Source organism: Bradyrhizobium sp. NBAIM01, assembly GCF_020194115.1.
GTDB lineage: Bacteria > Pseudomonadota > Alphaproteobacteria > Rhizobiales > Xanthobacteraceae > Bradyrhizobium > Bradyrhizobium yuanmingense.
This window is the reverse complement of sequence record NZ_JADYVU010000001.1, coordinates 629,081-654,967: the sequence shown is the minus strand read 5'-3', so window position 1 is coordinate 654,967 and position 25,887 is coordinate 629,081. Positions and strand designations below refer to the sequence as shown.

General features: G+C 64.3%; 23 protein-coding genes. 14 read left to right on the top strand and 9 right to left on the bottom strand.

Annotated features, from left to right (window positions below; genetic code table 11):
- The first annotated feature begins 8 nt into the window (after positions 1-8).
- On the top strand, positions 9-2,201 hold the full coding sequence (locus tag I6F31_RS03055) for a glycosyltransferase (protein WP_225184664.1): 2,193 nt from the start codon (positions 9-11) through the stop codon (positions 2,199-2,201).
- Positions 2,202-2,372: 171 nt separating this feature from the next.
- Positions 2,373-4,277, top strand: coding sequence for a diguanylate cyclase (locus I6F31_RS03050; RefSeq protein ID WP_225184663.1), 1,905 nt, complete (start codon positions 2,373-2,375; stop codon positions 4,275-4,277).
- Positions 4,278-4,308: 31 nt separating this feature from the next.
- On the opposite strand, the gene phaZ is transcribed toward I6F31_RS03050, so the two are convergent.
- The gene (phaZ, locus tag I6F31_RS03045) at positions 4,309-5,532 is read right to left on the bottom strand and encodes a polyhydroxyalkanoate depolymerase (RefSeq protein ID WP_081492994.1); all 1,224 of its coding nucleotides are present in this window, start codon (positions 5,530-5,532) and stop codon (positions 4,309-4,311) included.
- Positions 5,533-5,697: 165 nt separating this feature from the next.
- Here phaZ and I6F31_RS03040 point away from each other — a divergent pair, with 165 nt between their 5' ends.
- Entirely contained in the window at positions 5,698-6,354 is a 657-nt protein-coding gene (locus tag I6F31_RS03040) for a glutathione S-transferase family protein (protein WP_225184662.1), read from the top strand.
- 280 nt (positions 6,355-6,634) lie between these two features.
- Here I6F31_RS03040 and I6F31_RS03035 read toward each other — a convergent pair whose 3' ends face one another.
- On the bottom strand, positions 6,635-6,859 hold the full coding sequence (locus I6F31_RS03035) for a hypothetical protein (protein ID WP_036028537.1): 225 nt from the start codon (positions 6,857-6,859) through the stop codon (positions 6,635-6,637).
- Between the two features lie 183 nt (positions 6,860-7,042).
- Between I6F31_RS03035 and I6F31_RS03030 the strand changes: the two genes are divergently transcribed.
- The gene (locus tag I6F31_RS03030) at positions 7,043-7,399 is read left to right on the top strand and encodes a hypothetical protein (protein WP_225139123.1); all 357 of its coding nucleotides are present in this window, start codon (positions 7,043-7,045) and stop codon (positions 7,397-7,399) included.
- Between the two features lie 9 nt (positions 7,400-7,408).
- Here I6F31_RS03030 and I6F31_RS03025 read toward each other — a convergent pair whose 3' ends face one another.
- Positions 7,409-8,512, bottom strand: a complete 1,104-nt coding sequence (locus tag I6F31_RS03025; RefSeq protein WP_225184661.1) for a mandelate racemase/muconate lactonizing enzyme family protein — start codon at positions 8,510-8,512, stop codon at positions 7,409-7,411.
- A gap of 172 nt (positions 8,513-8,684) precedes the next feature.
- On the opposite strand from I6F31_RS03025, the gene I6F31_RS03020 reads away from it, so the two are divergent.
- The 4 genes from I6F31_RS03020 (at position 8,685) to I6F31_RS03005 (ending at position 12,967) form a co-directional block, all read left to right on the top strand.
- Positions 8,685-9,530, top strand: coding sequence for an AraC family transcriptional regulator (locus I6F31_RS03020; RefSeq protein WP_057026982.1), 846 nt, complete (start codon positions 8,685-8,687; stop codon positions 9,528-9,530).
- Positions 9,531-9,666: 136 nt separating this feature from the next.
- Positions 9,667-10,593, top strand: coding sequence for an SMP-30/gluconolactonase/LRE family protein (locus I6F31_RS03015; RefSeq protein ID WP_225184660.1), 927 nt, complete (start codon positions 9,667-9,669; stop codon positions 10,591-10,593).
- A 117-nt stretch (positions 10,594-10,710) separates the two neighbouring features.
- Positions 10,711-11,304, top strand: coding sequence for a GNAT family protein (locus I6F31_RS03010; RefSeq protein WP_225173630.1), 594 nt, complete (start codon positions 10,711-10,713; stop codon positions 11,302-11,304).
- 16 nt (positions 11,305-11,320) lie between these two features.
- Positions 11,321-12,967 carry a GMC family oxidoreductase N-terminal domain-containing protein gene (locus tag I6F31_RS03005; RefSeq protein ID WP_225126041.1) on the top strand — a complete coding sequence of 549 codons (1,647 nt, stop codon included), beginning with the start codon at positions 11,321-11,323 and terminating at the stop codon, positions 12,965-12,967.
- Positions 12,968-14,291: 1,324 nt separating this feature from the next.
- Here I6F31_RS03005 and I6F31_RS03000 read toward each other — a convergent pair.
- A complete protein-coding gene (locus tag I6F31_RS03000) occupies positions 14,292-15,134 on the bottom strand; it encodes a MoxR family ATPase (RefSeq protein ID WP_036013181.1) in 843 nt (280 codons plus the stop codon).
- Between the two features lie 107 nt (positions 15,135-15,241).
- A complete protein-coding gene (locus I6F31_RS02995) occupies positions 15,242-15,487 on the bottom strand; it encodes a GlsB/YeaQ/YmgE family stress response membrane protein (protein WP_036013183.1) in 246 nt (81 codons plus the stop codon).
- 123 nt (positions 15,488-15,610) lie between these two features.
- Here I6F31_RS02995 and I6F31_RS02990 point away from each other — a divergent pair, with 123 nt between their 5' ends.
- From I6F31_RS02990 to sseA, 3 genes are all read left to right on the top strand, one after another.
- Positions 15,611-16,786, top strand: coding sequence for a VWA domain-containing protein (locus I6F31_RS02990; RefSeq protein WP_036013185.1), 1,176 nt, complete (start codon positions 15,611-15,613; stop codon positions 16,784-16,786).
- A 129-nt stretch (positions 16,787-16,915) separates the two neighbouring features.
- Positions 16,916-17,329: a rhodanese-like domain-containing protein gene (locus I6F31_RS02985; RefSeq protein ID WP_036013188.1), complete on the top strand. Its 414-nt coding sequence runs from the start codon at positions 16,916-16,918 to the stop codon at positions 17,327-17,329.
- Between the two features lie 138 nt (positions 17,330-17,467).
- The gene (sseA, locus tag I6F31_RS02980; protein ID WP_036013189.1) at positions 17,468-18,325 is read left to right on the top strand and encodes a 3-mercaptopyruvate sulfurtransferase; all 858 of its coding nucleotides are present in this window, start codon (positions 17,468-17,470) and stop codon (positions 18,323-18,325) included.
- A gap of 179 nt (positions 18,326-18,504) precedes the next feature.
- Here the strand turns inward: sseA and I6F31_RS02975 are convergent, their stop codons facing one another.
- A complete protein-coding gene (locus I6F31_RS02975; protein WP_225151379.1) occupies positions 18,505-19,275 on the bottom strand; it encodes a hypothetical protein in 771 nt (256 codons plus the stop codon).
- A 367-nt stretch (positions 19,276-19,642) separates the two neighbouring features.
- Between I6F31_RS02975 and I6F31_RS02970 the strand changes: the two genes are divergently transcribed.
- Positions 19,643-20,839 carry a L,D-transpeptidase gene (locus I6F31_RS02970; protein WP_036013287.1) on the top strand — a complete coding sequence of 399 codons (1,197 nt, stop codon included), beginning with the start codon at positions 19,643-19,645 and terminating at the stop codon, positions 20,837-20,839.
- 55 nt (positions 20,840-20,894) lie between these two features.
- Here the strand turns inward: I6F31_RS02970 and I6F31_RS02965 are convergent, their stop codons facing one another.
- Both I6F31_RS02965 and I6F31_RS02960 read right to left on the bottom strand, forming a co-directional pair.
- Complete coding sequence (locus I6F31_RS02965; protein WP_036013192.1) at positions 20,895-21,857, bottom strand: D-2-hydroxyacid dehydrogenase family protein; 963 nt, start codon at positions 21,855-21,857, stop codon at positions 20,895-20,897.
- A 122-nt stretch (positions 21,858-21,979) separates the two neighbouring features.
- Positions 21,980-22,195, bottom strand: coding sequence for a hypothetical protein (locus I6F31_RS02960; protein WP_036013194.1), 216 nt, complete (start codon positions 22,193-22,195; stop codon positions 21,980-21,982).
- Between the two features lie 235 nt (positions 22,196-22,430).
- On the opposite strand from I6F31_RS02960, the gene ettA reads away from it, so the two are divergent.
- Positions 22,431-24,080, top strand: a complete 1,650-nt coding sequence (ettA, locus tag I6F31_RS02955; RefSeq protein WP_036013197.1) for an energy-dependent translational throttle protein EttA — start codon at positions 22,431-22,433, stop codon at positions 24,078-24,080.
- Between the two features lie 7 nt (positions 24,081-24,087).
- The gene (locus I6F31_RS02950; RefSeq protein ID WP_225184659.1) at positions 24,088-25,314 is read left to right on the top strand and encodes a lytic murein transglycosylase; all 1,227 of its coding nucleotides are present in this window, start codon (positions 24,088-24,090) and stop codon (positions 25,312-25,314) included.
- 178 nt (positions 25,315-25,492) lie between these two features.
- Here I6F31_RS02950 and I6F31_RS02945 read toward each other — a convergent pair whose 3' ends face one another.
- On the bottom strand, positions 25,493-25,774 hold the full coding sequence (locus I6F31_RS02945; protein ID WP_036013199.1) for a hypothetical protein: 282 nt from the start codon (positions 25,772-25,774) through the stop codon (positions 25,493-25,495).
- Between the last annotated feature and the right edge of the window lie 113 nt (positions 25,775-25,887).

Below are 25,887 nucleotides of genomic sequence, written 5' to 3'. Positions count from 1 at the left end.
GATGTTCCATGCAAGCCATGACTCTGCCTCTCTCTCAGCTGTTCGCGCCGATGCTGGGCATCTTTGCTGCGATGTATCTGTTGGCGCCGACCTTTCCGGTCGCGCGCCCTTGGGCGCGTCTTGCGGTCTTTGTTGTGGTTTGGCTTGTGGTGGCCCACTATCTCGAATGGCGTATTTTCACCACAGTGCTGCCGGCAAGCGGGACCTGGTATCAGGTCGGCTGGATCTGGTTCTGTCTGTTCGTCGAGCTTCTGACTTTCACAGATCAGTTCATTCTCTATCTGACGTTCCTTCGCAGGACCGATCGCCGAAGCGAAGCAGATCAGCACGAGCGTCGGCTTCGCAGCCTGCCGGATGATGAGCTGCCCTCGGTCGACGTCTTTATTCCGACCTACGACGAGCCATTCGAGGTGCTGGAAAAGACGATCACCGGCGCGCTGTGCCTGGACTATCCGAACGTCCAGGTGTGGGTCTTGGATGATGGTCGCAGGCCTTGGCTCAGGGCACTCTGCACGCAAAAGGGCGCCGGCTATCTCACGCGCGCCGACAATTTGAATGCCAAGGCCGGCAATATCAATCATGCCCTGACCAAGACGAGCGGCGAGTTCTTCGCGATCTTTGATGCGGATTTCGTGCCGCAGCGCAATTTCCTGATGCGCACGATGGGCTTCTTCGCTGATCCAAAGGTCGGAATCGTTCAGATCCCGCACGCCTTCTACAATGAGGACCCGATGCAGGCGAATCTCGGCCTGCACAGGGGACTGCCGGACGAGCAACGGTTCTTCTTCGATTCCATCATGCCCGCGCGCGACGGCTGGGATGGTGCCTTTTGTTGCGGGTCCAACTCCGTCACGCGTCGCGCAGCACTCCGCGCGGTAGGCGATGCCTTGCCGACCCAGTCCATTACGGAAGACATCCTGCTGACGCTCGTCCTGCTGCGCAAGGGATACGTCACCCGCTATCTCTGCGAACCGCTGGCGATTGGACTGGCGCCGGAAAGCCTTGATGCCTTTTTCGTGCAGCGGCAACGCTGGGCGCGTGGCGCGATTCAGACGCTGTACCTCGCCGCCGGTCCGCTCGGCCCCGGACTGGGCTTGATGCATCGGCTCCTCTTCTTTCCGACGCATTGGCTCTCATTGGGCTTGCGGGCGCTCATGGTCGTGGTGGTTCCGATCGTGTTCATGTGGACCGGCTTGGCGCCTGTCGTCGATGTCACCCCCGAATCGGTGTTCTACTACTTGTTCCCCGCGATCCTGGCGCTCAACGGCGGCATCTCCTGGTTCGCGCCGCACGTGCATTTTCCGCTCGCCGCTCAGGTGTCGGCGACGATCCAGAGCTTCAAGATATTGCCGACGGTGCTGGGGACTCTCGTCAAGCCGGCGGGACATGCGTTCAGGGTGACGCCGAAGGGCGCTGCCGCGCGGCGCGCAAGTTACGCTGCGGAGATATTCTGGCCGTCGGCGGTCTTGATGGCGTTGACGGTTGTCGGTGTGGTTCTGAACACGATCCCGGAATGGCGCATCATCGATCATCCGGCCGCTCTACCGATGGTCGCCTTCTGGTCGGTCGTGAACATCGTCGTGCTTTTCTTCGTCTGCATGACCTCGCTGCAGGCGCGGATGGGACGTACCGAGGAGCGTTTCGACATCGACGAAACTATCTTGATCCAGACCGTGACCGGCGAGCAGCTTTCTGGACGCGTGAGCAACATCTCCCTCTCTGGCGCCGGCGTTCTGCTTGGCTCCGGTATTGACTGTCCTCGCGCCGGAGAACCGCTGCGCGTGCACATCATGCAGGTCGGATGGGTCGATGCGGTGATTGCGCAACAAAGGGGCCGGCTCATCGGGGTGCAGTTCAAATTGCCGCAGTCGCTTGAACGAGACCTGCTGATCCGCAAGCTCTTTACCGTCGCTTGTCTGAAGCGGAAAGGTGTCGTCGCGTGCTCGGTGAATAGGGCGATGCTTAAGAACATCTGGTTGATGGCCGCACCGTTGCCCCACATTGTTGCAGGCGGCGCGAAGCCCGCGTCGGTCTCGCCGACCGAGCGTCTGCCGGCAGAGAGCATGGTCATTCGGCCTCAACCGCGGACAGACGATTTTGCAGTTCTTGCCGGAGCTCGAAGCCTGCATCCGACGAGTTTTACTGAACCTGGCTTTGGCCGAGTGGCCGGCACAGTAATCGAAGCCGTCGCGCCGAGTTGATTGCTGTGTTGTCCTTCTCGCCGGACCAGTCCATGCGCTATCGATCGACGGTCAAGCCGCTCATCGATGCCGTCAATCTCCTTCCGGTGTTCTCCAAAAAATCACAAGCGGAACGAGCAACCATCCTTTAGCCCAAGGCGTTTACGGGGTTGAGGGTGCAGGGAGCATCTCTTGATCGATCACCGCAGCGATCTTCGGAAGGGGCGTCTGACGCTCTGGGCCTCCGCATTCGTGGCGGTCGCTTGCTTGGCGATTGTCGCGCTCAGCGGCTGGCGGGAGTGGTCCCAGCGACAGACGCTGCTGAAGGGCTCCGAAACAGACGTGGCCAATCTGGCCCGGTCGGTGACGCAACACGCGGACGATACGTTCGAACTCGCGGACACCGTTCTCAATGTGTTGGTCGGCCAACTCGAACTCGAGGGGACCAGCCCGGCGGCGATCGCGAAGATTCAGACCTTTCTTTCCCGGCGCAAAGCCGCGAACCGGATTCGAGCTGTGTTCGTCTATGACGAGACCGGCCGCTGGCTCGCAACCAGCGAGCCCGTGGATTTCGCCGGCCTCAACAACAGCGACCGCGAGTATTTCCAGCATCATCGCGCCGTGGCTGAGCGAGGAACCTTCATTGGGGGCCCAGTGAGGAGCAGATCGGGGGGGCAATGGATCATCACAGCGTCAAGGCGCTTCGATCATCCTGACGGCAGTTTTGCCGGAGTGGCTCTTACCACGATCGATGTCGACTATTTTTTGCAATTCTATCGCGGATTCGACGTTGGCCAGAACGGCTCAATTGCACTGGCGACCGCGAAGGGCGTTGTCCTCGCGCGTAGCCCGGACAACGGATATACGGGTCGCGATCTGTCGAATGCACCGCTTTTTAGGAATTTCCGCGATCGGCCAAGTGCGGACGTCTACTACTTCACGTCGCCTCTCGACGGCGTTCGGCGTCTGAGCTTTTATCAACTCAGCAGTCGCTACCCTGTTGTCGTGGTTGCGACGGAATCGGAAGACGACGTCTTGGCCCCCTGGCGCAAAGCGGCGCTGACGCGCGTGGTTGCGGTGCTGGGACTGATAGGAGGGCTCGCTGTTGCGGGGGGTTGGCTGGTGCGCCAGTTGCACATGCGGCAGAAGATGGCCGCTGCTCTGATCGCCAAGGAGGCGGATTTTCGTCTCCTCGCGGAGCAGTCGGGAGACATGGTCATGCGTATAGCGGTCGATGGACGGATTCTCTATACGTCGCCGTCCAGCGCGCGAGTCCTCGGCTGGGCTCCGAACGAATTGGTGGATACGTCGGCCCTCGCCGGCATAAATCCGGCGGATCTGGCGCGGCTTGAGGAGACGATCTCCGCGTTGATGAACGGCGAAGCCGAGGAGGCGAGAATCACTTATCGCACTCGGCATCGCGAGAAAGGCGAGGTCTGGATCGAAACCGCGCTGCGCGTCGCCAGGAGTGCGCAGAGTGGAGACATCAACGGCGTGGTGGCGATCTCGCGCGACATGACCGAACGTAAGGACCTGGAGGATAAGCTGGCGGCTCTCGCCAGTTCGGATGGCCTGACGGACTTGGCAAACCGCAGACACTTCGACGAGCGGCTAGAGGCGGAATGGGACCGAGCCAGGCGCGAAGGAAGGCCTCTGTCACTGTTGCTGATGGATGTCGATCATTTCAAGAGTTTCAATGATCAGTACGGGCATCAGGCGGGCGATGCATGTCTCCGCTCGGTCGCCGGGGTCCTGGCAGAACAGGCCCGGCGGCCAGCAGACTTGGCCGCTCGGTATGGTGGTGAGGAATTCGCCTTGCTGCTACCAGATACGGACACGGGAGGGTGCGAGCAGGTCGGCGAGCGAATCCGGCAAGCGATTCAAGACCTCGGCATCCTGCACGCGCTCAACCCGCCATCCAAGCAGGTCACCCTCAGTATTGGTGGCGCCACACATATGTCGTTCGGCGATAATGCTGATTTCACGTCGTTGATAGCGGCCGCGGATAAGGCGCTCTACGCCGCCAAGGAGAGCGGGCGCAACCGCCTTGTGATGTCAGGGCAAATCATCGCGTGGCCCAGCGCGATACGAGCTTGAAGAGTAGCTCTCGTGCGCCCCGGCGTGCGCCTCACGAATTCACGTGCACGAAATCCCGCAGCAGCGGATAGATCTCGTTGTTCCAGCGCTTGCCGGAGAACACGCCGTAATGGCCGACGCCGGCCTGCATGTGGTGGACGCGGCGATAGGCGCGTACGCCGGTGCAGAGGTCCTGGGCGGCGAGCGTCTGGCCGATCGAGCAGATGTCGTCCTTCTCGCCCTCGACCGTCATCAGCCCCATGCGGCTGACCGCCCTGGTGTTCACCGGACGGCCGCGATGCATCAGCTTGCCTTGCGGCAGGAGATGCTCCTGGAACACGTCGCGCACGGTCTCGATGTAGAATTCGGCCGGCAGATCCATCACGGCGAAATATTCGTCGTAGAAGGTCTTGATGGTCGCGGCCTTCTCCTTCTCGCCCTTGGCGATGTGGTTGGCGAGGTCGAGATGCTGCTTGATGTGGCGCTCGAGATTCATCGAGACGAAGGCGGTGAGCTGCACGAAGCCGGGATAGACCTTGCGCAGAGCGCCGCGGCACTGCACCGGCACGTAGTTGATCAGATTGCGCTCGAACCATTCGATCGGCTTGCTCTTGGCGAATTCGTTGACCCTGGTCGGCTGGATCCGCGTGTCGATCGGGCCGGCCATCAGCGTCAGCGTCGCCGGGCGCGAGGGATGGTTGTCCTCGCACATGATCGCGGCGGCCGCGAGCGCGGAGACGGACGGTTGGCAGATCGCCACCATGTGCGGGCGCGGCCCGAGCTGCCCGAGGAAGTCGATCAGGTGCTCGGTGTAGTCGTCGAGCCCGAAGCGGCCCTCGCTGCGCGGGATGTCGCGCGGATTGTGCCAGTCGGTGATGTAGACGTCGTGGTCCTGCAGCAGCGTCTTCACGGTGCCGCGCAGGAGCGTGGCGAAGTGTCCGGACATCGGCGCAACCAGCAGCATGCGCGGCTGCTCGGCCACGCCGTGTTTCCTGAAGTGCAGCAGCGAGCCGAACGGCGTCGCGTAGGCGATCTCCTCGCTGACCGCGACGTCGCGGTTGCCCACCATGACGCTGTCGATGCCGTAGGCGGGACGGTCATAGGTGAGGGTGGAGCGCGAGATCAGCTCCAGCGCGGCCGAAAGCCGGCCGACCACTTGGTCCGATGAGCCCTGAGGCACCAGATTGAGGAATTTGAGTGCGGACGAAGCCCCCGCGCGCCATGGCGCCGTCAGGTCCATGTGGTTCTGAAAAGCCTGATAATACATCGACATCATACTGAAGCGCCCACTTGCCTCCTGTCGTGATGCAATATCGAAGCCAGACGGGAGCCGGACCGCCCGGAAAATTGGCACGTCGCTTGCTGCGCCCCGGTCGGGTAGGCACAGATCACGGGCACGCACGCGCGGCGGTGCGTTGCCCAGGCGTGAGGGAAGGGCTCTATGGCGAAGGCGACACTGACCATCAGCAGCAAGAACTACTCGTCCTGGTCGCTGCGTGGCTGGCTGCTGACGAAATTCTCCGGGCTCGATTTCGAGGAGATCGTCACCGCGCCGGACGATCCGTCGGCGCGTGCGGAGATCCTGCTGCTGTCGTCCTCGATCCTGGTGCCGTGCCTGCGGCACGAGAGCGCCGTGGTCTGGGACACGCTGGCGATTGCCGAATATCTCAACGAGGTCATGCCGGACGCCGACCTGTTGCCGGCCGACCGCATCCAGCGCGCCCATTGCCGCTCGATCTCGGGCGAAATCCATTCCGGCTTCACCACGCTGCGCGCCTCGCTGCCGGTCAACCTGAAGGGGCACTTTCCCGGCTTCAAGATCTGGTCGCGGGCGCAGGCCGATATCGACCGGGTCTGGTTCATCTGGCGCGACTGCCTGGAGAAATCGGGCGGTCCCTTCCTGTTTGGCGAGAAGCGCACCATGGCGGATGCGATGTACGCTCCCGTCGTAACGCGCTTCGTGACCTATGACGTCAAGCTCGCACCGCCGCTCAAGGCCTATGCCGACACCATCATGTCCATGCCCGAGATGCAGGAATGGATCGCGGCGGCGAAGGAGGAGCCGGCCGAGATCGAGGAGCTCGAGGTCGAATATTAGGCAGGCGTTGCACGGCTGTGCCTGTTTCGAGGGCGGCGGCCCTCCGCTGCGGACCGCGGCGCTATGCCCTTGCAACAATTAACCTTTGGACCCGGCGACAGGCGCCTGCGATCCGGCCGGCTGCGCAGATATTGTGCGCGCCTGCCGAACCGCAGCGAGATCTAGCCGTGAACAGGTGCGTACAAGGCGCTTCGGCTGATTCGGACGTGATTCGTTCGGGCCGCGTTCCGAAGGTTAAAGCGCAGCGCGGCCCCGTCGCATTTTGAAACAGACACCGCCTTCAGGCGGCCCCGCGCTGCTTCAGGCGCGGCAGGCGCCAGCCGATCACGGTTGCTTCCACCGCAATCCCGGCCTCGTGGTTTTGCCAGCGTCCCTCGACATAGCGGCAGGCGAACGGCAGTTGATATGTCCCGCTGTGATCCTCGCACAGCACTTCGAGTGGCAGGCCCGGCGGTGGTTCTCCGGCGCCGTCGAATTCCGCCAAACGTCTATCGCGCGTTGCCATTCCAACAATCTCCCCTAAACAAAGCCGCGGAGAGCGCCCACTTCTCCCGCAAGCGGTCCACTGCTCCCCGTCCCAGGGGAACGGGCCCAAGCTCAACGCGAGAATGCGGTGCGAGTGTGGTAGCCTCACGCTGCAGCGCGCAAACAGCGCACATTGATGTGATCGACTGGCCGAGGAACTTTCATGCTGCTTCGAAACGCCGGAATTTGTTTCGCAATGTTGCTGCTCGCCACGCTGGCGCCTCTGCCGGTGCTCGCGCAGGACGTGCCCGGCATCGAGATCTGCACGGTCGAGAAAACCATGGAGCGCCGTACCAGCTGCCTCCAGAGCAATGTCGACTTCCTGCAGAAGACGATCACCAAGCTCAGCCTCGACCACCAGCAAAAGCTGGATGCGGCGGGTCGTCAGATCGACGCGTTGAAGACGACCATCGCCGGCCTGCAGAAGACGCTTCTCGATCTCCAGGCCGCGCACGCAAAGACCACTGAGGATCTGAAGAAGAAGCAGGACGCGCCGCCGGCGAAGGATGCTGCGAAATAGGCGCGTCGATCACGCGACGCGATATCGCTCCATCACGCCACGATCGGGCTCGTAGCCGAGCCCGGGACCCGCCGGCACCGCGACATGGCCGCTTGCATCGACATCGGCGCGGCCGCCCCAGAGGCAGGCTTCGCGCTTTAAATAGAACATCTCGACCAGCCCGTCGTCGCGCGTCGCGAGCAGATGCAGCGTCGCCAGCAGGCCCGGGCCAAAGTAAGGCGAGTGCGGCACGATCCTGATGCCGAGCCGATCGGCCAAGCCTGCGACCTTCAGGAATTCCGTGATGCCGCCGACCTTGATGACTGACGGCTGGGCGTGGCTGACCGCGCCCGCTTCCATCATCTGGCGGAATTGATATTCGGTGCAGGCATTCTCGCCGGCGGCAATTCCGAGCCCGCTCTTGCTGCGCACCTCGGCAAGCGTGGCGAAGTCTTCCGGCGGCCAGACCGGCTCTTCCAGGAACATCGGCTGCGCGTCGCGGCATGTCGCCGCGAAAGCGATCGCCTGCTCCCCGGTGAGCGGGCAGTTCATGTCGACCATCAGTGGAATGTTGGGACCGATCGCTTCGCGCGCGGCAAGCACCGCAGGCGTCGTGGTCTCGTGCAGCTTGATCGCGCCATAGCCGAGCGCGAGTGCCTTCCTGCATTCGGCGGCGATGTTGTCGGGCGAGCCGATCCGGAGCAGGCTCGCGTAAGCCGGGATCGCCGGGCGCCTGATCTCGCCCAGCAGGCGGTGCAGCGGCACGCCCTTGATCTTTGCGGCGAGGTCCCACAGCGCGATATCGAGCCCGGAGATCGCGAACATGGTGATGCCGTAGCGGCCGAACAGATGCAAATTGCGCTGGATCTGCTCCATCACGGCGGGGATGCCGGCCGCATCGGGCACCTCCAGCCCGCGGGCCTGCGGTGCGATCATCTCCTCGACGGCGCTGCGCGTCGTGCGCGGGCAGATATAGGCGAAAGCATCGCCCCAGCCGGTCAGCCCGGCATCGGTCGTGACCTCGACGAGGACCATGTCGAGTGCGGTGATGGCGGACGCGCCCTGGCGGAAGCTCGCGACACCGGCATCATAGGGGATGCGGATATGGTGCGCCCGCACATCGGTGATTTCCATGACCCGGTTCCTCTTTCTCGTGAGCGGTTTCGGCGAGTGTAGCCACGAACACCGGGGCGTTGCCAGCTTCCATTGACCGGCTATCCTCATGCAAACGACAGCAATGCCGATCAAGCAAAGTGATGCCGATCGGCGCATCATCGCCGCGCTTCGAACGAGGGCCTGAACCGCCATGAATCCAGCCCAGCGCGCGCTCTGGTATATCGAGAGCCATCTGGCCGAGCCGATGACGCTCGACGAGATCGCTGCGATCTCGGGCGTGTCGCGGTTCCACATCGTGCGTGCGTTCGCCGCAGCCGTCGGTCTGCCGGTGATGCGCTACGTGCGCGCGCGGCGGCTGACGGAGGCGGCGCACAGCCTGGCAAAGGGCGCACCCGACATCCTGTCACTGGCGCTGGAGGCGGATTACGGCTCGCACGAAGCTTTCACCCGCGCGTTCCGCGACCAATTCGGCACCACGCCCGAAGCGGTGAGGGCGGCAGCGTGCGTCAACCAGCTCAGGCTACAGGAGCCGATTCTCATGGATTCCACCATGCTCGATACTCTCGCCCCACCGCGCTTCGAGACGGCAAAGGCCTTCCTCGTCGCCGGCCCCGCCGAGCGCATCTCCTGCGACAACGGTGCCATGATCCCCGGTCTATGGCAGCGCTTCAATCGGGAGGTCGCCGACATTCCCGCGCGCGTCGGCCAAGGAAAAGATCAAGTCGCCTACGGCGTCTGCTGCAACGGCGATGATGCCGGCAATTTCGATTACATTGCCGGCGTCGAGGTCGCCGATTTCTCCGACCTGCCGCGCCGCTTCGGTCGCATCCGCATTCCGGAGCAGCGCTATGCGGTGTTCACGCACAAGGATCACGTCGCCTCGATCCGGCGCACCGTCAACACGATCTGGAATCAATGGCTGCCGGCGTCTGGCCTGAAAGCCGCGGACGCGCCGAACTTCGAGCGCTATGACGAAAAATTCGATCCGGCGACCGGCCATGGCGGCTTTGAAATCTGGGTACCGGTGAGAGAGTAACACGCAACGCTGGCATACCGTCCCGCTTGCTTGGCAAGCTCCGGCGACTTTGCCATAACCGCAGGCAAATCTTGCCTGCGGGGGCCCGTGCCGGACATCCCGTGCAAGCCATAACAAGCAGCCGGGAGGGTCTCCAATGTCCAACGTCCGCGTTCTCGCCACCGACCTCGAATTTCCCGAAGGGCCGGTCGTGATGCCGGACGGTTCGGTGGTGCTGGTGGAGATCCGCGGCCAGCGGCTGACGCGCGTCTATCCCGACGGCCGCAAGGAGATCGTGGCGAAGATTCCCGGCGGCCCGAATGGCGCCGCGCTCGGGCCCGACGACAAGATCTACATCTGCAACAATGGCGGCTTCTCCTGGATTCCGGCCGGCAAGATGATCATGCCGGGTCCGCAGCCGGACGATTATCTCGGCGGCGCGATCCAGCGCGTCGATCTGCAATCCGGCAAGGTCGAGACCGTCGTGACCAAATGTGGCGCGCACGATCTGCGCGGGCCGAACGACCTCGTCTTCGACAAGCACGGCGGCCTCTGGTTTTCCGACCTCGGCAAGCGGCGCGCGCGCGAGATGGATGTCGGCGGCATGTATTACCTCAAGCCCGGCATGAGCGAGATCGTCGAAATCGTGCATGGCGTATTGCCGGCGAACGGCATCGGCCTGTCGCCGGACGAGAACATTGTCTACATCGCGGAGACGCCGACCGGGCGGCTCTGGGCCTATGAGCTCGCGGCGCCGGGCACGCTCAAGCCGCGCGATCCGATCTATCGCGGCGAGCGCGGCCAGCCGATCTGCGGCCTCGGCGGCTACCAGATGTTCGACTCGCTTGCGGTGGAAGCTGGCGGCAATGTCTGTGTCGCCACCCTCGTCTCCGGCTGCATCTCGGTAATCGCGCCCGACGGCACCCTGGTGGAACAGGTCCCGACCGGCGACCGCGTGACCACCAATATCGCCTTCGGCGGCCCCGAGCTGAAGACCGCCTACATCACGCTGTCGGGCAAGGGCGAGCTTATTGCCATGGACTGGCCGCGCGGCGGATTGCCGCTCAATTTCCTAAACACGTAAACGGTGCTAGTGACCGTCATTGCGAGCGAAGCGAAGCAATCCAGGAATGCGTCCGCGGTGACAGTCTGGATTGCTTCGTCGCTTCGCTCCTCGCAATGACAACGGAGAATAACATCAATGCCCTGGCCCGATCCCATCACCCTGCGCGGACAGCACGCCCGTCTCGAGCCGCTGGCGCATGATCACGGCGAGGGGCTGGTCGAGGCCGTCAAGGACGGCGAGCTGTCGAAGCTGTGGTACACTGCGATCCCGCTGCCGGAGAACATGGGCAAGGAGATCGACCGTCGGCTCGGCCTGCAGGCCGCGGGCTCGATGCTGCCCTTCACCGTGTTCGATGCCGGCGGCACCATCGTCGGCATGACCACCTACATGAACATCGACGCCGCCAATCGCCGCGTCGAGATCGGCTCGACCTGGTATGGCAAGAGCGCGCAGCGCGGCCCGCTCAACACGCAGTGCAAGTTGCTGCTGCTGCGCCACGCCTTCGAGACGCTGAACTGCATTGCGGTCGAGTTCCGCACCCACTTCTTCAACCACCAGAGCCGCCGCGCCATCGAGCGCCTGGGCGCCAAGCAGGACGGCATCCTGCGCAGCCATCAGATCGCGCCGAACGGCACGCTGCGCGATACTGTCGTCTACAGCATCACCGCCGCCGAATGGCCGACGGTGCAGGCGCATCTGGAATTCCAACTCAACGACAAGCCGCGCTAGGGGCGGCCGAGGGACCATGGATAGATTTGATTATGTGATCGTCGGCGCGGGCTCCGCCGGTTGCGTGCTCACCAGCCGGCTCAGCGAGGACCCCAACACCTCCGTTTGCGTGCTCGAGGCGGGCCCGTCCGACTGGCATCCCTACATCCATCTGCCGGCGGGCTTCATCAAGACCTTCCACATGAAGAGCATCAACTGGGCCTACCAGCAGGAGCCCGGTCCGTGGACCGGCGGGCGCAGCATCTACGCGCCGCGCGGCAAGACGCTCGGCGGCTCGTCCTCGATCAACGGCCACATCTACAATCGCGGCCAGCGCATGGATTTCGACACCTGGGCGCAGATGGGCAATCGCGGCTGGGGCTATGCCGACGTGCTGCCCTACTTCCGGCGGCTGGAGAAGCGGATCGGCGAGGGCGAGGACACCTATCGCGGCCGCGACGGCAACCTCATCGTCACCACCATGAACTGGCGCGATCCGCTCTGCGAGGCCTTCATGGAAGGCGCGGTCTCGCTCGGCATTCCCCGCAACCCCGATTACAACGGCAAGACCCAGGAAGGCGTCTCCTACTGCCAGCGCACCATCAACAACGGCCTGCGCGTCTCCGGCGCGACCGCGTTCCTCAAGCCGGCGATGAAGCGGCCCAACGTGCATGTGCATACGCATGCGCACGCGACCGAGATCATCTTCGAGGGCAAGCGCGCGGTCGGCGTGCGCTACATGAAGGGCGGCCGCGGCGGCCAGCCGGTCGAGGTGCGCGCCAACAAGGAGGTGATCCTGTCCGGCGGCAGCTATAATTCGCCGCAGCTGCTGCAGCTCTCCGGTATCGGTTCGCCCGACCTGTTGCAGCAGCACGGCATCGCCGTGCGTCACGCGCTGCCTGTCGGCGAGGGCCTGCAAGACCATTACGCCCCGCGCACGGTGGCGCGCGTCAAGGACATCAAGACCATCAACGAGCTCCGCCGCGGCTTCTCGCTGTGGATCGAGGCGTTGAAATGGGCGACCCAGCGCAAGGGCCTGCTGTCGCTGTCGCCGACCATGGTCTATTGCTTCTGGCATTCCGGCGAGAGCGCCGAGAGCTCCGACCTGCAGCTCACCTTCACGCCGGCTTCTTACAAAGAAGGCGTGCAGGGCCAGCTCGAGGACGAGCCCGGCATGACCGTGGCGTCCTGGCAGCAGCGTCCCGAGAGCCGCGGCTATGTCCGGATCCGCTCCAGCGATCCGTTCGCGCCGCCGATCATCCAGACCAATTATCTCGACGCCGAGCTCGACCGCCGCGTCATCGTCGGCGGCATGAAGCTGGCGCGGCGCCTCTTGAAGAGTGCGCCGCTCTCGCCCTATTACGCCTACGAGGATTTCCCCGGCCCCAACGTCAACACCGACGACGAATTCCTAGCCGCCGCCACCCAACGCGGCACCACCACCTTCCACCCCGGCTGCACCTGCCGCATGGGCCCGGCGGATTCCACCTGGGCCGTCGTCGACGACCACCTCCGCGTCCACGGCCTCGAAGGCCTCCGCGTCATCGACGCCTCCGTCATGCCGCGCATGATCTCGGCGAATTTGAATGCGTCGACGATGATGATCGCCGACCGCGCCTCCGACCTCATCCGCGGTAAGCAGCCGCTGGAAGCCGCAAGGATTCCGGACGCAGCGGTGGCGTGATATCTTCGTAGGGTGGGTTAGCCAGCGGCGGCGCGAAGCGCGGCCGTAGGCGTAACCCACCGTTTCTTTCGATGTGAAAACGAGCCGTGGCGGTTACGCCTTCGGCCAATCCGCCCTACGCGCTTCACCCATAGGCAAAACGCCAAATGCCCCAATCCGGTGCTGAGCGGCAATCCGTTGGCCAGATTGCCATCTGCGGCATCGTCTTTCTCTGCACCGCTATTCCGCTCGGTCTGCTGCTCCGCGTGGGCTGGCGCGATTGGACCCTCCTTGCCGGCCTCTGGGCGATAATGTACTTCATGGGCGGAATAGGATGGTTTCCTCGGCCCACACCAGTTCAAAAGGCCTTCTCATATGGTCTGCTCGTAGGCACGGTGCTGCCGGCGCTGGAGTGGGCGGCGACGCTTCACGGCCCGTAGCCCGTCGGGCAAAACACCCCGTCACCCCGTCAACCCCTCTCCATAAAAATATTCCGCTTTACCGAAATTCGGAATTGCGGCATAGATCGAACCAGCCCGGCTCACGAAAGAGGGGCGGTTCGCGAGTCGTTCGAAACGCGGGCCGGGTTGCGGTGGACGCGGCAGCGTCGGCACGATGGGTGCGGGTAGGGCGGGTAGTCCCTGTGAGCCCGAGGCCGCGTGCAGACGAACGGCGCTGAAGTCCGGCGAAGCCTCTTGGCGAAGCCGGATGAGCTGCGTACGGCAAAACCGTGTGGTCCTGGCCGTCGTTGCTACGGTCAAGCCCTTTGCGGAGATGCGCGCGAGCCCAACCGGGCAGACGGCATCGTCAATTCGCGGGGCGAGGGAGGCCAGAAGGAATTCGGCTCCCGGGAGAGCACGGCATAAGCCGTCCGACCATCGCGCAGGGAAGGCCGAGTGATCGGCGACACCTGTATGCTGCTGTGCGGTTTCTCTGCGTGTGCTTTTCGCGCAGCGGACCGCGGGTGCCCGTCGGCACCCGGTCTTCCCTGCGCCCTCTTTGTTCGGAAGAGGCGATGGAATGAAGCAAAGCTCGGGCGAGATGAGCCGCGAGGCTGCGAAGCTGTGTCTGCAATAGAGATGCGAGTCGGAGAACGACGCCGTTGCCCCTTGCTCCGTCATTGCGAGCGCAGCGAAGCAATCCAGACTACTGCGGTGGAGGGATACTGGATTGCTTCGCTGCGCTCGCAATGACGGGATCGGGAGGCTGCTCGCGACACACTCGATATCGTAGGGTGGGCAAAGCGAAGCGTGCCCACGATCTGCATCCATCACGGAGGAATGGTGGGCACGGCGCTATGCGCCTTTGCCCACCCTACGGCACCGTGCGAGGCGTTACGGCGTGCCTACACTTCCCTTCGGCTCAAGAACGCCAGCCGCTCGAACAGATGCACGTCCTGCTCGTTCTTGAGCAGCGCGCCGTGCAGCGGTGGAATCAGCTTGCGCGGGTCGCGTTCGCGCAGCTGCTCGGCGCTCATGTCCTCGTTGAGCAGCAGCTTGAGCCAGTCGAGCAGCTCCGAGGTCGACGGCTTCTTCTTCAGGCCCGGGACCTCGCGCACCTCAAAGAAGATGCGCAGCGCTTCCTCGACCAGGCGCTTCTTGATGCCGGGGAAGTGCACGTCGATGATGCGGCCCATCGTGTCGGCGTCGGGGAACTTGATGTAGTGGAAGAAGCAGCGGCGCAGGAACGCGTCGGGCAGCTCCTTCTCGTTGTTGGAGGTGATCATCATGATCGGGCGCTGCTTCGCCTTGATCGTCTCGCCGGTCTCGTAGACATGGAATTCCATGCGGTCGAGCTCGAGCAGCAGATCGTTGGGGAATTCGATGTCGGCCTTGTCGATCTCGTCGATCAGGAGCACCGGGCGCTGCTCGCTGGTGAAGGCGTCCCACAGCTTGCCGCGCTTGATGTAGTTCCGGATGTCGGATACGCGCGCATCGCCGAGCTGGCTGTCGCGCAGGCGCGACACCGCGTCGTATTCGTAGAGGCCCTGCTGCGCCTTGGTGGTGGACTTGATGTGCCAGGTCAGCAGCGGCGCGTTCAGCGCCTTCGCCACTTCCTCCGCCAGCACCGTCTTGCCGGTGCCGGGCTCGCCCTTCACCAGGAGCGGGCGCTCGAGCACGATCGAAGCGTTGACGGCGACCTTGAGGTCATCGGTCGCAACGTAGTCCTTGGTGCCGGTAAATTTCATTGCGCGTCCTTGTTGGTCGTCGTCGCGAGGCATTGTCAGTATCAATGGCCTCGGTCACGACAAGCGAACGGCCGCTCGCGGCGGCCGTTCCTGGTTCGGTCAGGCTTTCAGACCCGTTTTATCAGCGAAAGGATGACGAGCACAATCACCGCGCCAATCGTGGCGTTGACGATGGCGCCGATTGTGCCCGTTGCCAGCTGGATGTGCAGCTGTGGCAGAACCCAGCTCGCCACCAGCGCGCCGATGATGCCGACGACGATGTTGCCGACCAGCCCAAATCCCGCCCCGTGGACAATCTTGCCCGCAAGCCAGCCGGCGATGGCGCCGATGATCAGCGCTGCGAGAATTCCCATTGCAAACGTCCCCCAAACAACCCCTTGAGGCCGGCAATTCTAGAGCAAAATGCCTGCCGGTCCAGCGTCCCGCAGCGGCCTCCGCCCCTTGACGTTCGCCACCCGACGGGCAATCTGTCACCCATGTTCCTGCAATTCTTCACCTCTCTGCGCGATGCGCAGGTCCCCGTGACGCTGCGCGAATACCTCACGCTGATGGAGGCGCTCGACGCCGACCTTGCGGACTATACGGTCGAGAATTTCTACTATCTGTCCCGCGCCTCGCTGGTGAAGGACGAGCGCAATCTCGACAAGTTCGACCGCGTCTTCGGCACGGTGTTCAAGGGGCTGGAAAGCCTGCTCGACGCCATGGAGAAGGCGGAGATCCCCGAGGAGTGGCTGAAGAAGCTCGCCGAAAAGTACCTGACGGAGGAAGAGAAGAAGCAGATCGAGGCCATGGGCTGGGACAAGCTCATGGAGACCTTGAAGAAGCGCCTCGAGGAGCAGAAGGGGCGGCACCAGGGCGGCTCGAAATGGATCGGCACCGCCGGCACCTCGCCGTTCGGCGCGCACGGCTATAACCCCGAGGGCGTGCGGATCGGCCAGGAGAAGAACCGCAACAACCGCGCCGTGAAGGTGTGGGACAAGCGCGAGTTCAAGGATTTGGACGGCAATGTCGAGCTCGGCATCCGCAACATCAAGGTGGCGCTGCGGCGCCTCCGCAAATTCGCCCGCACCGGCGCGCCCGACGAGCTCGATCTCGACACCACCATCCGCGAGACCGCCAATCACGGCTATCTCGACGTGCACATGCGACCCGAGCGGCGCAACGCGGTGAAGCTCTTGGTGTTCTTCGACATTGGCGGCTCGATGGATGCGCATATCGAGCAGGTCGAGGAGCTGTTCTCGGCGGCGAAGAGCGAGTTCAAGCACATGGAGTATTTCTACTTCCACAATTGCCTCTATGAGGGCGTGTGGAAGCAGAACAAGCGCCGCTTCACCGACCGCACGCCGACCTGGGACGTGCTGCACAAATACCCGCACGACTACAAGGTCGTGTTCGTCGGCGATGCCTCGATGTCGCCTTACGAGATCATGGTGCCCGGCGGCTCGGTCGAACACGTCAACGAGGAGCCCGGCTCGGTCTGGCTCGACCGCATCATCCGCACCTATCCGCATACGGTGTGGCTGAACCCGGTGCAGCAGAAGCACTGGGACTATTCGGAATCCACCACCATCATCAAGCGCATCTTCGCCAATCGGATGTATCCGATCACGATCGAGGGGCTGGAAGCCGCGATGAAGGAATTGACGCATTGATGCCTCCCGTCGTCATTCCGGGCGCCCGAAGGGCGAACCCGGAATCCATCGGGCCGCAGTGCATGTAGAGGAATAGATTCCGGGCTCGCGCTACGCGCGCCCCGGAATGACAACAAGAGGGAGAAGCACGTGCCCCAGACCATCACCCGCGGCATCAAGGCGCTGATCGACGAGGCCAATGCCGAGATCGAGACGCTCACCGCCAAGGACGCCATCGAGATATCCAGGAACGGCGACGTCGTCATCGTCGACATCCGCGATCCCCGCGAGATCGAGCGCGACGGCCGCATCCCCGGCGCCTTCGCCTGCACCCGCGGCATGCTCGAATTTTGGATCGACCCGCAGAGCCCGTACGCAAAACCGATCTTCCAGGAAGACAAGAAGTTCGTGTTCCACTGCGCCGGGGGCTTACGCTCCGCGCTCGCCGCCAAGACCGCGCAGGACATGGGCCTCAAGCCCGTCGCCCACATCGCCGGCGGCTACGCAGCCTGGCGCGATGCCGGCGGGCCCACGGAGAAGTGGGAGCCGAAGAAGAAGGGGTGAGGGCCTTGCCCTCTCCACCCGTCATTCCGGGGCACGCGAAGCGTGAGCCCGGAATCCATTGATCCACAGAGTCTGAGGCACGATGGATTCCGGGCTCGTGCTTCGCACGCCCCGGAATGACCAACGGAGAATGCTTCAATGACCACCGCCACCGACCCCCTCGTCTCCACCGAATGGCTCGCCGCTCACATCGGCGATGCCAACGTCAAGATCCTCGACGCCAGCTTCAAGCTGCCGGGCGTGCTGCCGCTGCCGAAGGACGACTATCTCGCCGCGCATCTGCCGGGCGCCGTGTTCTTCGACGTCGATGCGGTGTCGGATCATTCCAACCCGCTGCCGCACATGTTTCCGAGCGCCGAGCAGTTCGGCCGCGACGTCGGCAATCTCGGCATCTCCAACGCGGACACCGTCGTGCTCTATGATGCCGGCGGCTGGGTCGCAGCGCCGCGTGCGTGGTGGATGTTCCTGTCCTATGGCCACAGCAACGTGCGCATTCTCAATGGCGGTCTGAAGAAGTGGCGCACTGAGGGACGCGCGACCGAGAGCGGCGAGGTCAAGCCGAAGCCGACGACCTTCACGGCGAGCTATGACGCAAACCGCGTGCGCAGCATGCAGCAACTGATCGCCAATGTCGAAAGCCGCAACGAGCAGGTGATCGACGCGCGCGCCGCCGATCGCTTCGAAGGCCGCGCGCCCGAGCCGCGCCCGGGCATCCGCTCCGGTCACATCCCCGGCGCCCGCAACGTGCCCTACAATCTGCTGTTCGACGCCGCGACCGGCGAGATGAAGCCGCTCGACGAGCTCCGTGCCGCCTTCACCAATGCCGGCGTCAAGCTGGATGCGCCGATCGTGACGAGCTGCGGCTCCGGCGTCTCGGCCGGCGTGCTGACGCTCGCGCTCTACCGCCTCGGCATCACCGACACCGCGCTTTATGACGGCTCGTGGTCGGAATGGGGCCAGGCCGGCGGCCCGGCCATCGCGACCGGCCCGGCTTGAGGTTGCAGCCACGATGACGGTGCGCTCCCTCGCCCCGTTCTTGCGGGGAGAGGGTTGGGGTGAGGGGCCTCTCTCCACACGATGAGACTATCGACGGACCTGTACCCCCTCACCCGGAATCCGCGCGACGCGCGTATTCCGACCTCTCCCCGCAAGCGGGGAGAGGTGAAGAAGTAAGATCACCGCGTGCGTGCGGTCGTCGTTGTCGCGAAGGCCGGCTGCTGCTGACCGAACGGATCGAGCTGCTGCTGCAACTGCTGAGGCGGCGGGCGCCGCACCACGCGGGCTCGCTTCTTGGCTTTCGCCTTGCGCTTGGTCGCCTTGCTGTCCGACTTGGTGCTCTCGGCCTTGCTGCTCTCGGCCTTGACCTTCGCCGGCGCGTCCGTCGCCGCTGTGGCGGCGTTCAGCGCAGCGAGCCTTGCGGAGGCGACATCGAGCGCCGCGGCGGCGAGGGCCGGGTCAGCTGGTTCCGGCTCGCTGGCGATTGCGGCAGGCTGGGCCTCGGGAATCCCGGCCGTGGTGTCGGCGGGGGTCAGCGTATCGATGGAAGCCGGCGCTGCGGCCGTCGCGGTCGGTTCGGGCTTGGCTGCTTCGATGGCCGGCACTTCAGCCAGGGGCGCGGCGGCCTCGGGCTGGACGTCGGTCTCGGTCGTCAGTGCAGCAACCTGTTCGGGCTCGCTCAGGGGCAGAGCGATGGTCGGCACCTGGTCGCGCAGCGATGGCGTGGTCTCGGCAGGTGGCTCCGGCTCGGTCCGCAGCACCGCGAGCACCGGCTGGGCCGGCTCGGGCGCCTGCGCAAACATTTGCTCCTGCGGCCCGTTCCGCCAGCCGGGGTTGTTGACATATTGCTGATGGGTCGCCCGGAGCAGAGCGGCGGCCCCTAGGCCGAACACCAGGATGGAGGTTGACAGCAGGATCGCGGCAAACAGGAAGCGAAAGCCGGGAAGCATTGAGCGATTGCGAATTTCCGCCCCGGCGGCGGAGTGGCCGGGGCTCAAGAGCCATCTGAACGCGGTGACGGTACTGCTTGCCGCGTTCGCCACGCGGGATCGGAGCTCAAAAAGGTGGCGAATCAGGCTGATTCGACCATATCGCAACGTCTCCGCATCGTTCCGTTAAAATCGCGGTCGACCATCGCGCCAATCGAAGGCGCGATACGATTTCAGCCCCGTGATGCAACGGGGCAACGGTAGTCTTGCGGATCACAAATCGGCAAATCCGGCGCAAATACGCCTGATATGTCTTGAATGTGCCGCTATCTTCCGTCATCTGGCCGTTAACGGTCCGGTCGGGCTTGGGGACTATACAAGAGCGATGATGATCAAACACTTTCTGACGATATGCGCTGCCGCAACAGTCGCTGCGGCGGGAACCTCGCTCGCTCAGGCTCAGAGCTATCCGATCCAGCAGGTGCCAAGCTATGGCGCACCGGCCGAATATCGGCCCGGTGACCGCATGCCGAATTTCGACGCGCTCGACGAAGACGACGAGGCGATGCCGCATGCCTCGCTGCCCCCGCCCGGTCCGGCCGACGATCCGCGCTACGGTCGTCCGATGGGCGCGCCTCCGGTCTATTCGGCCGCCCCGCCGCAAGGTCCGGTGATGTCGCCGGATGATCCGCGCTATGGGCGCCCGGCTGGCGCCCCGCCGGTCTATTCGGCCGCGCCGCAGGGCCCCGTGATGTCGCCCGACGATCCCCGCTACGGCCGCCCCGCCGGTCCGCCGGCGGTGATCTACGCCGACCGTCCGCCTCAGCAATCGCCCGCCAACGATGGCCTGCGTCCGCCCGAGTCTGTGGGCGGTCCCTCCGCGACTGGGACGGTCCAGGCCGGACAGCCGCCCGTGGGCACGGATGGCCGCCCGGTGACCCTGGCCGCGCTGCCGCCCGAGGAGCAGCCCGATGCCGCGCCGGTGCAGCTGCCGCCGAACCTGCGCCGTCAGGAGGTCGCGTTCCAGACCAAGGAGCCGGCCGGCACGCTCGTGGTCGATACGCCCAACACCTACCTCTATTACGTGCTCGGAGGCGGCCGTGCGATCCGCTACGGCGTCCGAGTCGGCCGCGACGGCTTCACCTGGACGGGCGTGCAGAAGATCACCCGCAAGGCCGAGTGGCCGGATTGGCATCCGCCGACCGAGATGATCGAGCGTCAGCCCTATCTGCCGCGCTTCATGGCCGGCGGCCCGGGTAATCCGCTCGGCGCCCGCGCGATGTATCTAGGTTCGACCGTCTACCGCATCCACGGCACCAACCAGCCCTCGACCATCGGCAAGTTCGTCTCCTCCGGCTGCATCGGCATGCTGAACGAGGACGTCTCCGACCTGTTCGAGCGCGTCAAGGTCGGCACCCGCGTTGTCGTGATGCCGGGTGGTCCGCCGCCGGGAACGGCGACGGCCTCCGCCGCGCCGACGCAGAGCGCTGCCGGGCCGGCTCCGATGTCCGCCCAGGCGGGCCCGGTCCCGGGGACGCAGCCCACCGTTGTGCCGCCGCTGCCCGCGCCGGTCACCGTGCGCTGAGGGCCTCAACTCGATGAGATTGCGAAGGGCGTGCCGTCGGCACGCCCTTTTCGTTTTAGGCCAGCTTCCGCGGCAGCTCGCCGCCTTTGGTGAAGGCGTCGATCGCCTCGACCATCTGGCCGTAATGGATGCGCAGACCATCCGTGGTGGCGTAGCCCAGATGCGGCGTCAGCACGAGATTGTCGAGCTTGCGGAAGGGATGGTCGACCGGCAGCGGCTCGACCGAGAACACGTCCAGGCCGGCGCCTGCGATCTTGCGCTGCTGCAAAGCGTCCAGCAGCGCTTGCTCATCCACGATCGGCCCGCGCGCGGTATTGACCAGGAAGGCCGTCGGTTTCATCCGCGCAAGATCCGCGCGGCTGACGAGGCCACGCGAGCGCTCGCTCAGCACCACGTGGATGGTGACGATGTCGGCCTTGGCGAACAGCTCCTCCTTGGAGGCGTAGCCGACGCCGGCCGCCGCACATTTCTCCGCGGTGAGGTTCGGGCTCCAGGCGATCACGTTCATGCCGAACGCCTTCGCAATGCCCGCCATCTTGCTGCCGAGCTTGCCGAGCCCGACGACGCCGAGCGTCAGCCCTTCGATCTCGACTCCGGCAAATGTCTGCCAGGACTCGCCCGCATGCATGCGCGCGTTCTCTCGGCCGATGCCGCGGGTCAATTCCAGGATCAGGCCCATCGTGAGCGGCGCCGTCGGATCGCGGGAATATTGCGTGCCGCCGATGGCGATGCCGCGCGCTTTCGCGGCCTCGATGTCGATCGCAGCGTTGCGCATGCCCGAGGTCAGCAGCAGCTTCAGCTTCGGCAGGCGATCGAACAGGCTCTTGGGAAACGCCGTGCGCTCGCGCATCGCGCAGATGATTTCGAAGTCGGTGAGCGCACTGGCTGCGGCCTGCTCGGAGGCGAAGGGATGGCTGAACACGGTGACGTCGACGCGATCCGACAATTTCGGCCAGTCGGCGACGTCGAGAGCGAGATTGAAATAGTCGTCGAGGATTGCGCAGCGCAGCCGGCTCATCAGCGTTCATCCATGGCGAGAGGTGAAGGCGCCAGGCGGGCGCCGTCATCGGAACCTGGCCATGGTTTGCGCGCAATCGCGCCGGCGCGCAAGCAGCCTGCGTCTTCAAAAGTCCGATACGCTCAGACGTCGCGGGGCTTCAGGCGGAACGGTGCATCCATGCCGTGCTTGGCGCGCCAGGCGGGGCCGGGGCCGCGCATGTAATGCAGTTCGGGCCGGTAGGGATTGAAGGCGGTGACGAAGAAGCGCTTCCAGAAGGCCTTGATCTCCGAGGCGAACCCGGAGTCGCGCCCGGCTCCTGCCGGAACAGGAAGAGAATGGGTCTCGATCAGAGCCATGATGCGGCCTCGCTGTGCTCCCCGTTCGTTCTGAGCGGGTGGCGCTGTTTCCGCGCGAAACCGAGCTTTGGCCTGATTTATTAAAAGATGGTTTCAATTGTCCGGATCGGTGGCCGGATGGTTTCCTGACCGTATTCATCCGTGGTGAACGGACGGAAAACGTTGCCCTTTGGGGGCGGGATCGCTACATCGCTGGCGAAGCAAATTTCCTCAAATCGAAGGTTTCACGGGACCGATGGCGCGCCAGTTCATCTATTTCATGCAGGGCCTGACCAAGAGCTACCCGACCCGGAAGGTGCTCGATAACATCCATCTGAGCTTCTACCCGGACGCCAAGATCGGCGTGCTCGGCGTCAACGGCTCGGGTAAGTCGACCCTGCTCAAGATCATGGCCGGTCTCGACAAGGAATACACCGGCGAGGCCTGGGTCGCCGAGGGCGCCCGCGTCGGCTATCTCGAGCAGGAGCCGCAGCTCGATTCCAAGCTGACCGTGCGCGAAAACGTCATGCAGGGCGTCGCCAAGCAGAAGGCGATCCTGGACCGTTACAACGAGCTCGCGGTCAACTATTCGGACGAGACCGCCGACGAGATGACCAAGCTGCAGGACGAGATCGAGGCCCAGGGCCTGTGGGATCTCGACAGCAAGGTCGACCAGGCCATGGACGCGCTGCGCTGTCCGCCCGACGATGCCGACGTGACGAAACTCTCGGGCGGTGAGCGCCGCCGCGTCGCGCTGTGCCGCCTGCTGCTCGACCAGCCCGAACTCTTGCTGCTGGACGAGCCGACCAACCATCTCGACGCGGAATCCGTGTCGTGGCTGGAAGGGCACCTGCGCAACTATCCCGGTGCGATCCTGATCGTCACCCACGACCGCTACTTCCTCGACAACGTCACGGGCTGGATCCTCGAGCTCGATCGCGGCCGCGGCATCCCGTACGAGGGCAATTACTCGTCCTGGCTGGTGCAGAAGCAGAAGCGTCTGGAGCAGGAGGGCCGCGAGGATGCGGCGCACCAGAAGACGCTCGCGCGCGAGCAGGAATGGGTCGCCTCGTCGCCGAAGGCCCGCCAGGCCAAGTCGAAGGCGCGCTACCAGCGCTATGAGGAGCTGCTGAAGAAGGCGAGCGAGAAGCAGACCCAGACCGCGCAAATCATCATTCCAGTGGCCGAGCGGCTCGGCGCCAACGTGGTCGATTTCGAGGGGCTCAGCAAAGGCTTTGGCGATCGTCTCCTGATCGACAACCTCACCTTCAAGCTGCCGCCCGGCGGCATCGTCGGCGTGATCGGTCCCAACGGCGCCGGCAAGACCACGTTGTTCAGGATGATCACCGCTCAGGAGAAGCCGGACTCCGGCACGATCACGGTCGGCGAGACCGTGCATCTCGGCTACGTCGACCAGTCGCGCGACGCGCTCGACGGCAAGAAGACCGTGTGGGAGGAGATCTCTGGCGGCAACGAACTGATCCTGCTCGGCAAGAAGGAAGTCAACTCGCGCGGCTATTGCTCGTCCTTCAACTTCAAGGGCGCGGACCAGCAGAAGAAGGTCGGCGCGCTCTCGGGCGGTGAACGCAACCGCGTCCATCTCGCAAAAATGCTGAAGTCCGGCGCCAACGTCCTGCTGCTCGACGAGCCGACCAACGACCTCGACGTCGACACGCTGCGCGCGCTCGAAGAGGCGCTGGAGGACTTCGCCGGCTGCGCCGTCATCATCAGCCACGATCGCTGGTTCCTCGACCGCATCGCGACGCACATCCTCGCCTTCGAGGGCGAGAGCCACGTCGAATGGTTCGAAGGCAATTTCCAGGAGTACGAGAAGGACAAGATGCGCCGGCTCGGGCAGGACAGCATCATCCCGCACCGCGTGAAGTACAAGAAGCTGACGCGGTGATGGCGGCATGATGCGACGGGCGCTCATCGCTGCGGGGATCGTCATCGCCTGCAGCTGGTCGGCCGTCCGTGCTGCCGACGCCGCCTTCACCCAGTTCATCGCCTCGTTGTGGCCGGAGGCCCAACAGGCCGGCGTTTCGCGTGCAACGTTCGATGCGCAAACGCGCGGGCTGGAGCCCGATTACAAGCTGCCCGATCTGCTCTTGCCCGGGCGGCCGGCAACGGGTGCGCCGTCGCAGGCCGAGTTCGTGCAGGTGCCGGCCGACTACGTCAAGGAAGCCTCGATCGCGCGGCTTGCAGGCGAGGGACAGCGGCTGCTCCAAAAGCATCGGACCTCGCTGGACGAGATCGAGAAGAAGTCCGGGGTGCCGGCGACCGTCATGCTCGCCATCTGGGGCCGCGAGACAGACTATGGCCGGCACACGTTGCCCCACGATCTGGTGCGCGTACTGGCGACGCAGGCCTATGTCGGACGCCGAAAGGATCAGTATCGCAACGAGTTCATTGCCGCGCTCAAGATCCTCGATGAAGGCGTCGTCACGCGCAAGGACATGCGCTCGTCCTGGGCCGGCGCGACCGGCCTCACCCAGTTCCTGCCATCCGAATATTACAAGCATGGCGTCGATTTCGACGGCGATGGCCGCATCGACATCTGGCACTCGGTGCCGGATGCGCTGGCCTCGGCTGCGCAGCAGCTCGTCAACAAGGGCTGGCAGAGCGGCGTGCGCTGGGCTTACGAGGTGCAGGCGCCGGCGAAGGTCGATTGCACGACGGGCGTGCCGGAGGTGACGAAGCCGATTGGCCAATGGCTGCGCGAGGGTTTTGTCCCGGTACGCGGCCAAAAGCTCAGCGCCGCCGAGCAGGCGCAGCCGGCCTCGCTGCTCCAGCCCGAAGGCATCTACGGCCCGTCATTCCTGACCACGAAGAATTACTTCGTCATCAAGGAATACAATTTCTCCGATCTCTACGTGCTGTTCGTCGGCCATCTCAGCGACCGCATGACGAGCCCGCTGCCGTTCGCAACGCCCTGGTCCGCCTCGAAGCAATTGCGCACCAAGAACGTCGAGACCATGCAGCGCGGATTGATGCGGACCGGACTCTACAAGGACAAGATCGACGGCAAGGCCGGCATGCAGACGCGTGCGGCGCTTGGCGCCTATCAGAAGTCGGCGGGCCTCAAGGTCGATTGCTGGCCGAGCGAAGAGGTGCTGCGTTCGATCCAGGCGGCGCGATAGAGCATGATCCGGAAAAGTGTGAAGCGGTTTTCCGAAAAGATCATGCTCAAACAATAACCTAAAGCGCGGTGACGCTTCATCCTAACCGCATCGCGCTTTAGCGTGCGCAAACAAAAAGCCCGGCCGATGCTCTCGGCCGGGCTTTCCGATCGCGGCGCGCATGCGCCAGGCAATCAGATCAGTAGCAGACGCGAACCGGGCGGCTGACCCAGCCGTAGCCGTCCCAATAGCGCTCGCGGCGCCAGTAGCAGGGCGCGGGCGGCGGGGGCTCGGCGATGTAAACGGGGCCGCCATAGGCCGGACGGCTGGAGGCGATTGCGCCGCCGACGATGGCGCCGCCGATCAGGCCGGCTGCGATACCGGCGCCGACGCCGTCATGGGCCTTCGCGGACGGAGCGGCGGTCACCAGCGAACCGGCGACCGTCGCGACCGTGAGGGCGGCAACTAAAGTCTTGTTCATGCTCTTGGCTCTCCTGGGAGATGGGTTCCTCCTGCTAGAGGCCCCGGGTTTCAAAGGTTCACGCACACTCTGATGGAATTGGCCTTGCAGCTAGGAAGCGCGCAAATGGTCAA

Coding starts and splice junctions, on each gene's coding strand:
- I6F31_RS03055 (WP_225184664.1), top strand. CDS start 9: ATGCAAGCCATGACTCTGCCTCTCTCTCAGCTGTTCGCGCCGATGCTG.
- phaZ (WP_081492994.1), bottom strand. CDS start 5,532: ATGATGTCGATGTATTATCAGGCTTTTCAGAACCACATGGACCTGACG.
- I6F31_RS03040 (WP_225184662.1), top strand. CDS start 5,698: ATGGCGAAGGCGACACTGACCATCAGCAGCAAGAACTACTCGTCCTGG.
- I6F31_RS03035 (WP_036028537.1), bottom strand. CDS start 6,859: ATGGCAACGCGCGATAGACGTTTGGCGGAATTCGACGGCGCCGGAGAA.
- I6F31_RS03030 (WP_225139123.1), top strand. CDS start 7,043: ATGCTGCTTCGAAACGCCGGAATTTGTTTCGCAATGTTGCTGCTCGCC.
- I6F31_RS03025 (WP_225184661.1), bottom strand. CDS start 8,512: ATGGAAATCACCGATGTGCGGGCGCACCATATCCGCATCCCCTATGAT.
- I6F31_RS03020 (WP_057026982.1), top strand. CDS start 8,685: ATGAATCCAGCCCAGCGCGCGCTCTGGTATATCGAGAGCCATCTGGCC.
- I6F31_RS03015 (WP_225184660.1), top strand. CDS start 9,667: ATGTCCAACGTCCGCGTTCTCGCCACCGACCTCGAATTTCCCGAAGGG.
- I6F31_RS03010 (WP_225173630.1), top strand. CDS start 10,711: ATGCCCTGGCCCGATCCCATCACCCTGCGCGGACAGCACGCCCGTCTC.
- I6F31_RS03005 (WP_225126041.1), top strand. CDS start 11,321: ATGGATAGATTTGATTATGTGATCGTCGGCGCGGGCTCCGCCGGTTGC.
- I6F31_RS03000 (WP_036013181.1), bottom strand. CDS start 15,134: ATGAAATTTACCGGCACCAAGGACTACGTTGCGACCGATGACCTCAAG.
- I6F31_RS02995 (WP_036013183.1), bottom strand. CDS start 15,487: ATGGGAATTCTCGCAGCGCTGATCATCGGCGCCATCGCCGGCTGGCTT.
- I6F31_RS02990 (WP_036013185.1), top strand. CDS start 15,611: ATGTTCCTGCAATTCTTCACCTCTCTGCGCGATGCGCAGGTCCCCGTG.
- sseA (WP_036013189.1), top strand. CDS start 17,468: ATGACCACCGCCACCGACCCCCTCGTCTCCACCGAATGGCTCGCCGCT.
- I6F31_RS02975 (WP_225151379.1), bottom strand. CDS start 19,275: ATGCTTCCCGGCTTTCGCTTCCTGTTTGCCGCGATCCTGCTGTCAACC.
- I6F31_RS02970 (WP_036013287.1), top strand. CDS start 19,643: ATGATCAAACACTTTCTGACGATATGCGCTGCCGCAACAGTCGCTGCG.
- I6F31_RS02965 (WP_036013192.1), bottom strand. CDS start 21,857: ATGAGCCGGCTGCGCTGCGCAATCCTCGACGACTATTTCAATCTCGCT.
- I6F31_RS02960 (WP_036013194.1), bottom strand. CDS start 22,195: ATGGCTCTGATCGAGACCCATTCTCTTCCTGTTCCGGCAGGAGCCGGG.
- ettA (WP_036013197.1), top strand. CDS start 22,431: ATGGCGCGCCAGTTCATCTATTTCATGCAGGGCCTGACCAAGAGCTAC.
- I6F31_RS02950 (WP_225184659.1), top strand. CDS start 24,088: ATGATGCGACGGGCGCTCATCGCTGCGGGGATCGTCATCGCCTGCAGC.
- I6F31_RS02945 (WP_036013199.1), bottom strand. CDS start 25,774: ATGAACAAGACTTTAGTTGCCGCCCTCACGGTCGCGACGGTCGCCGGT.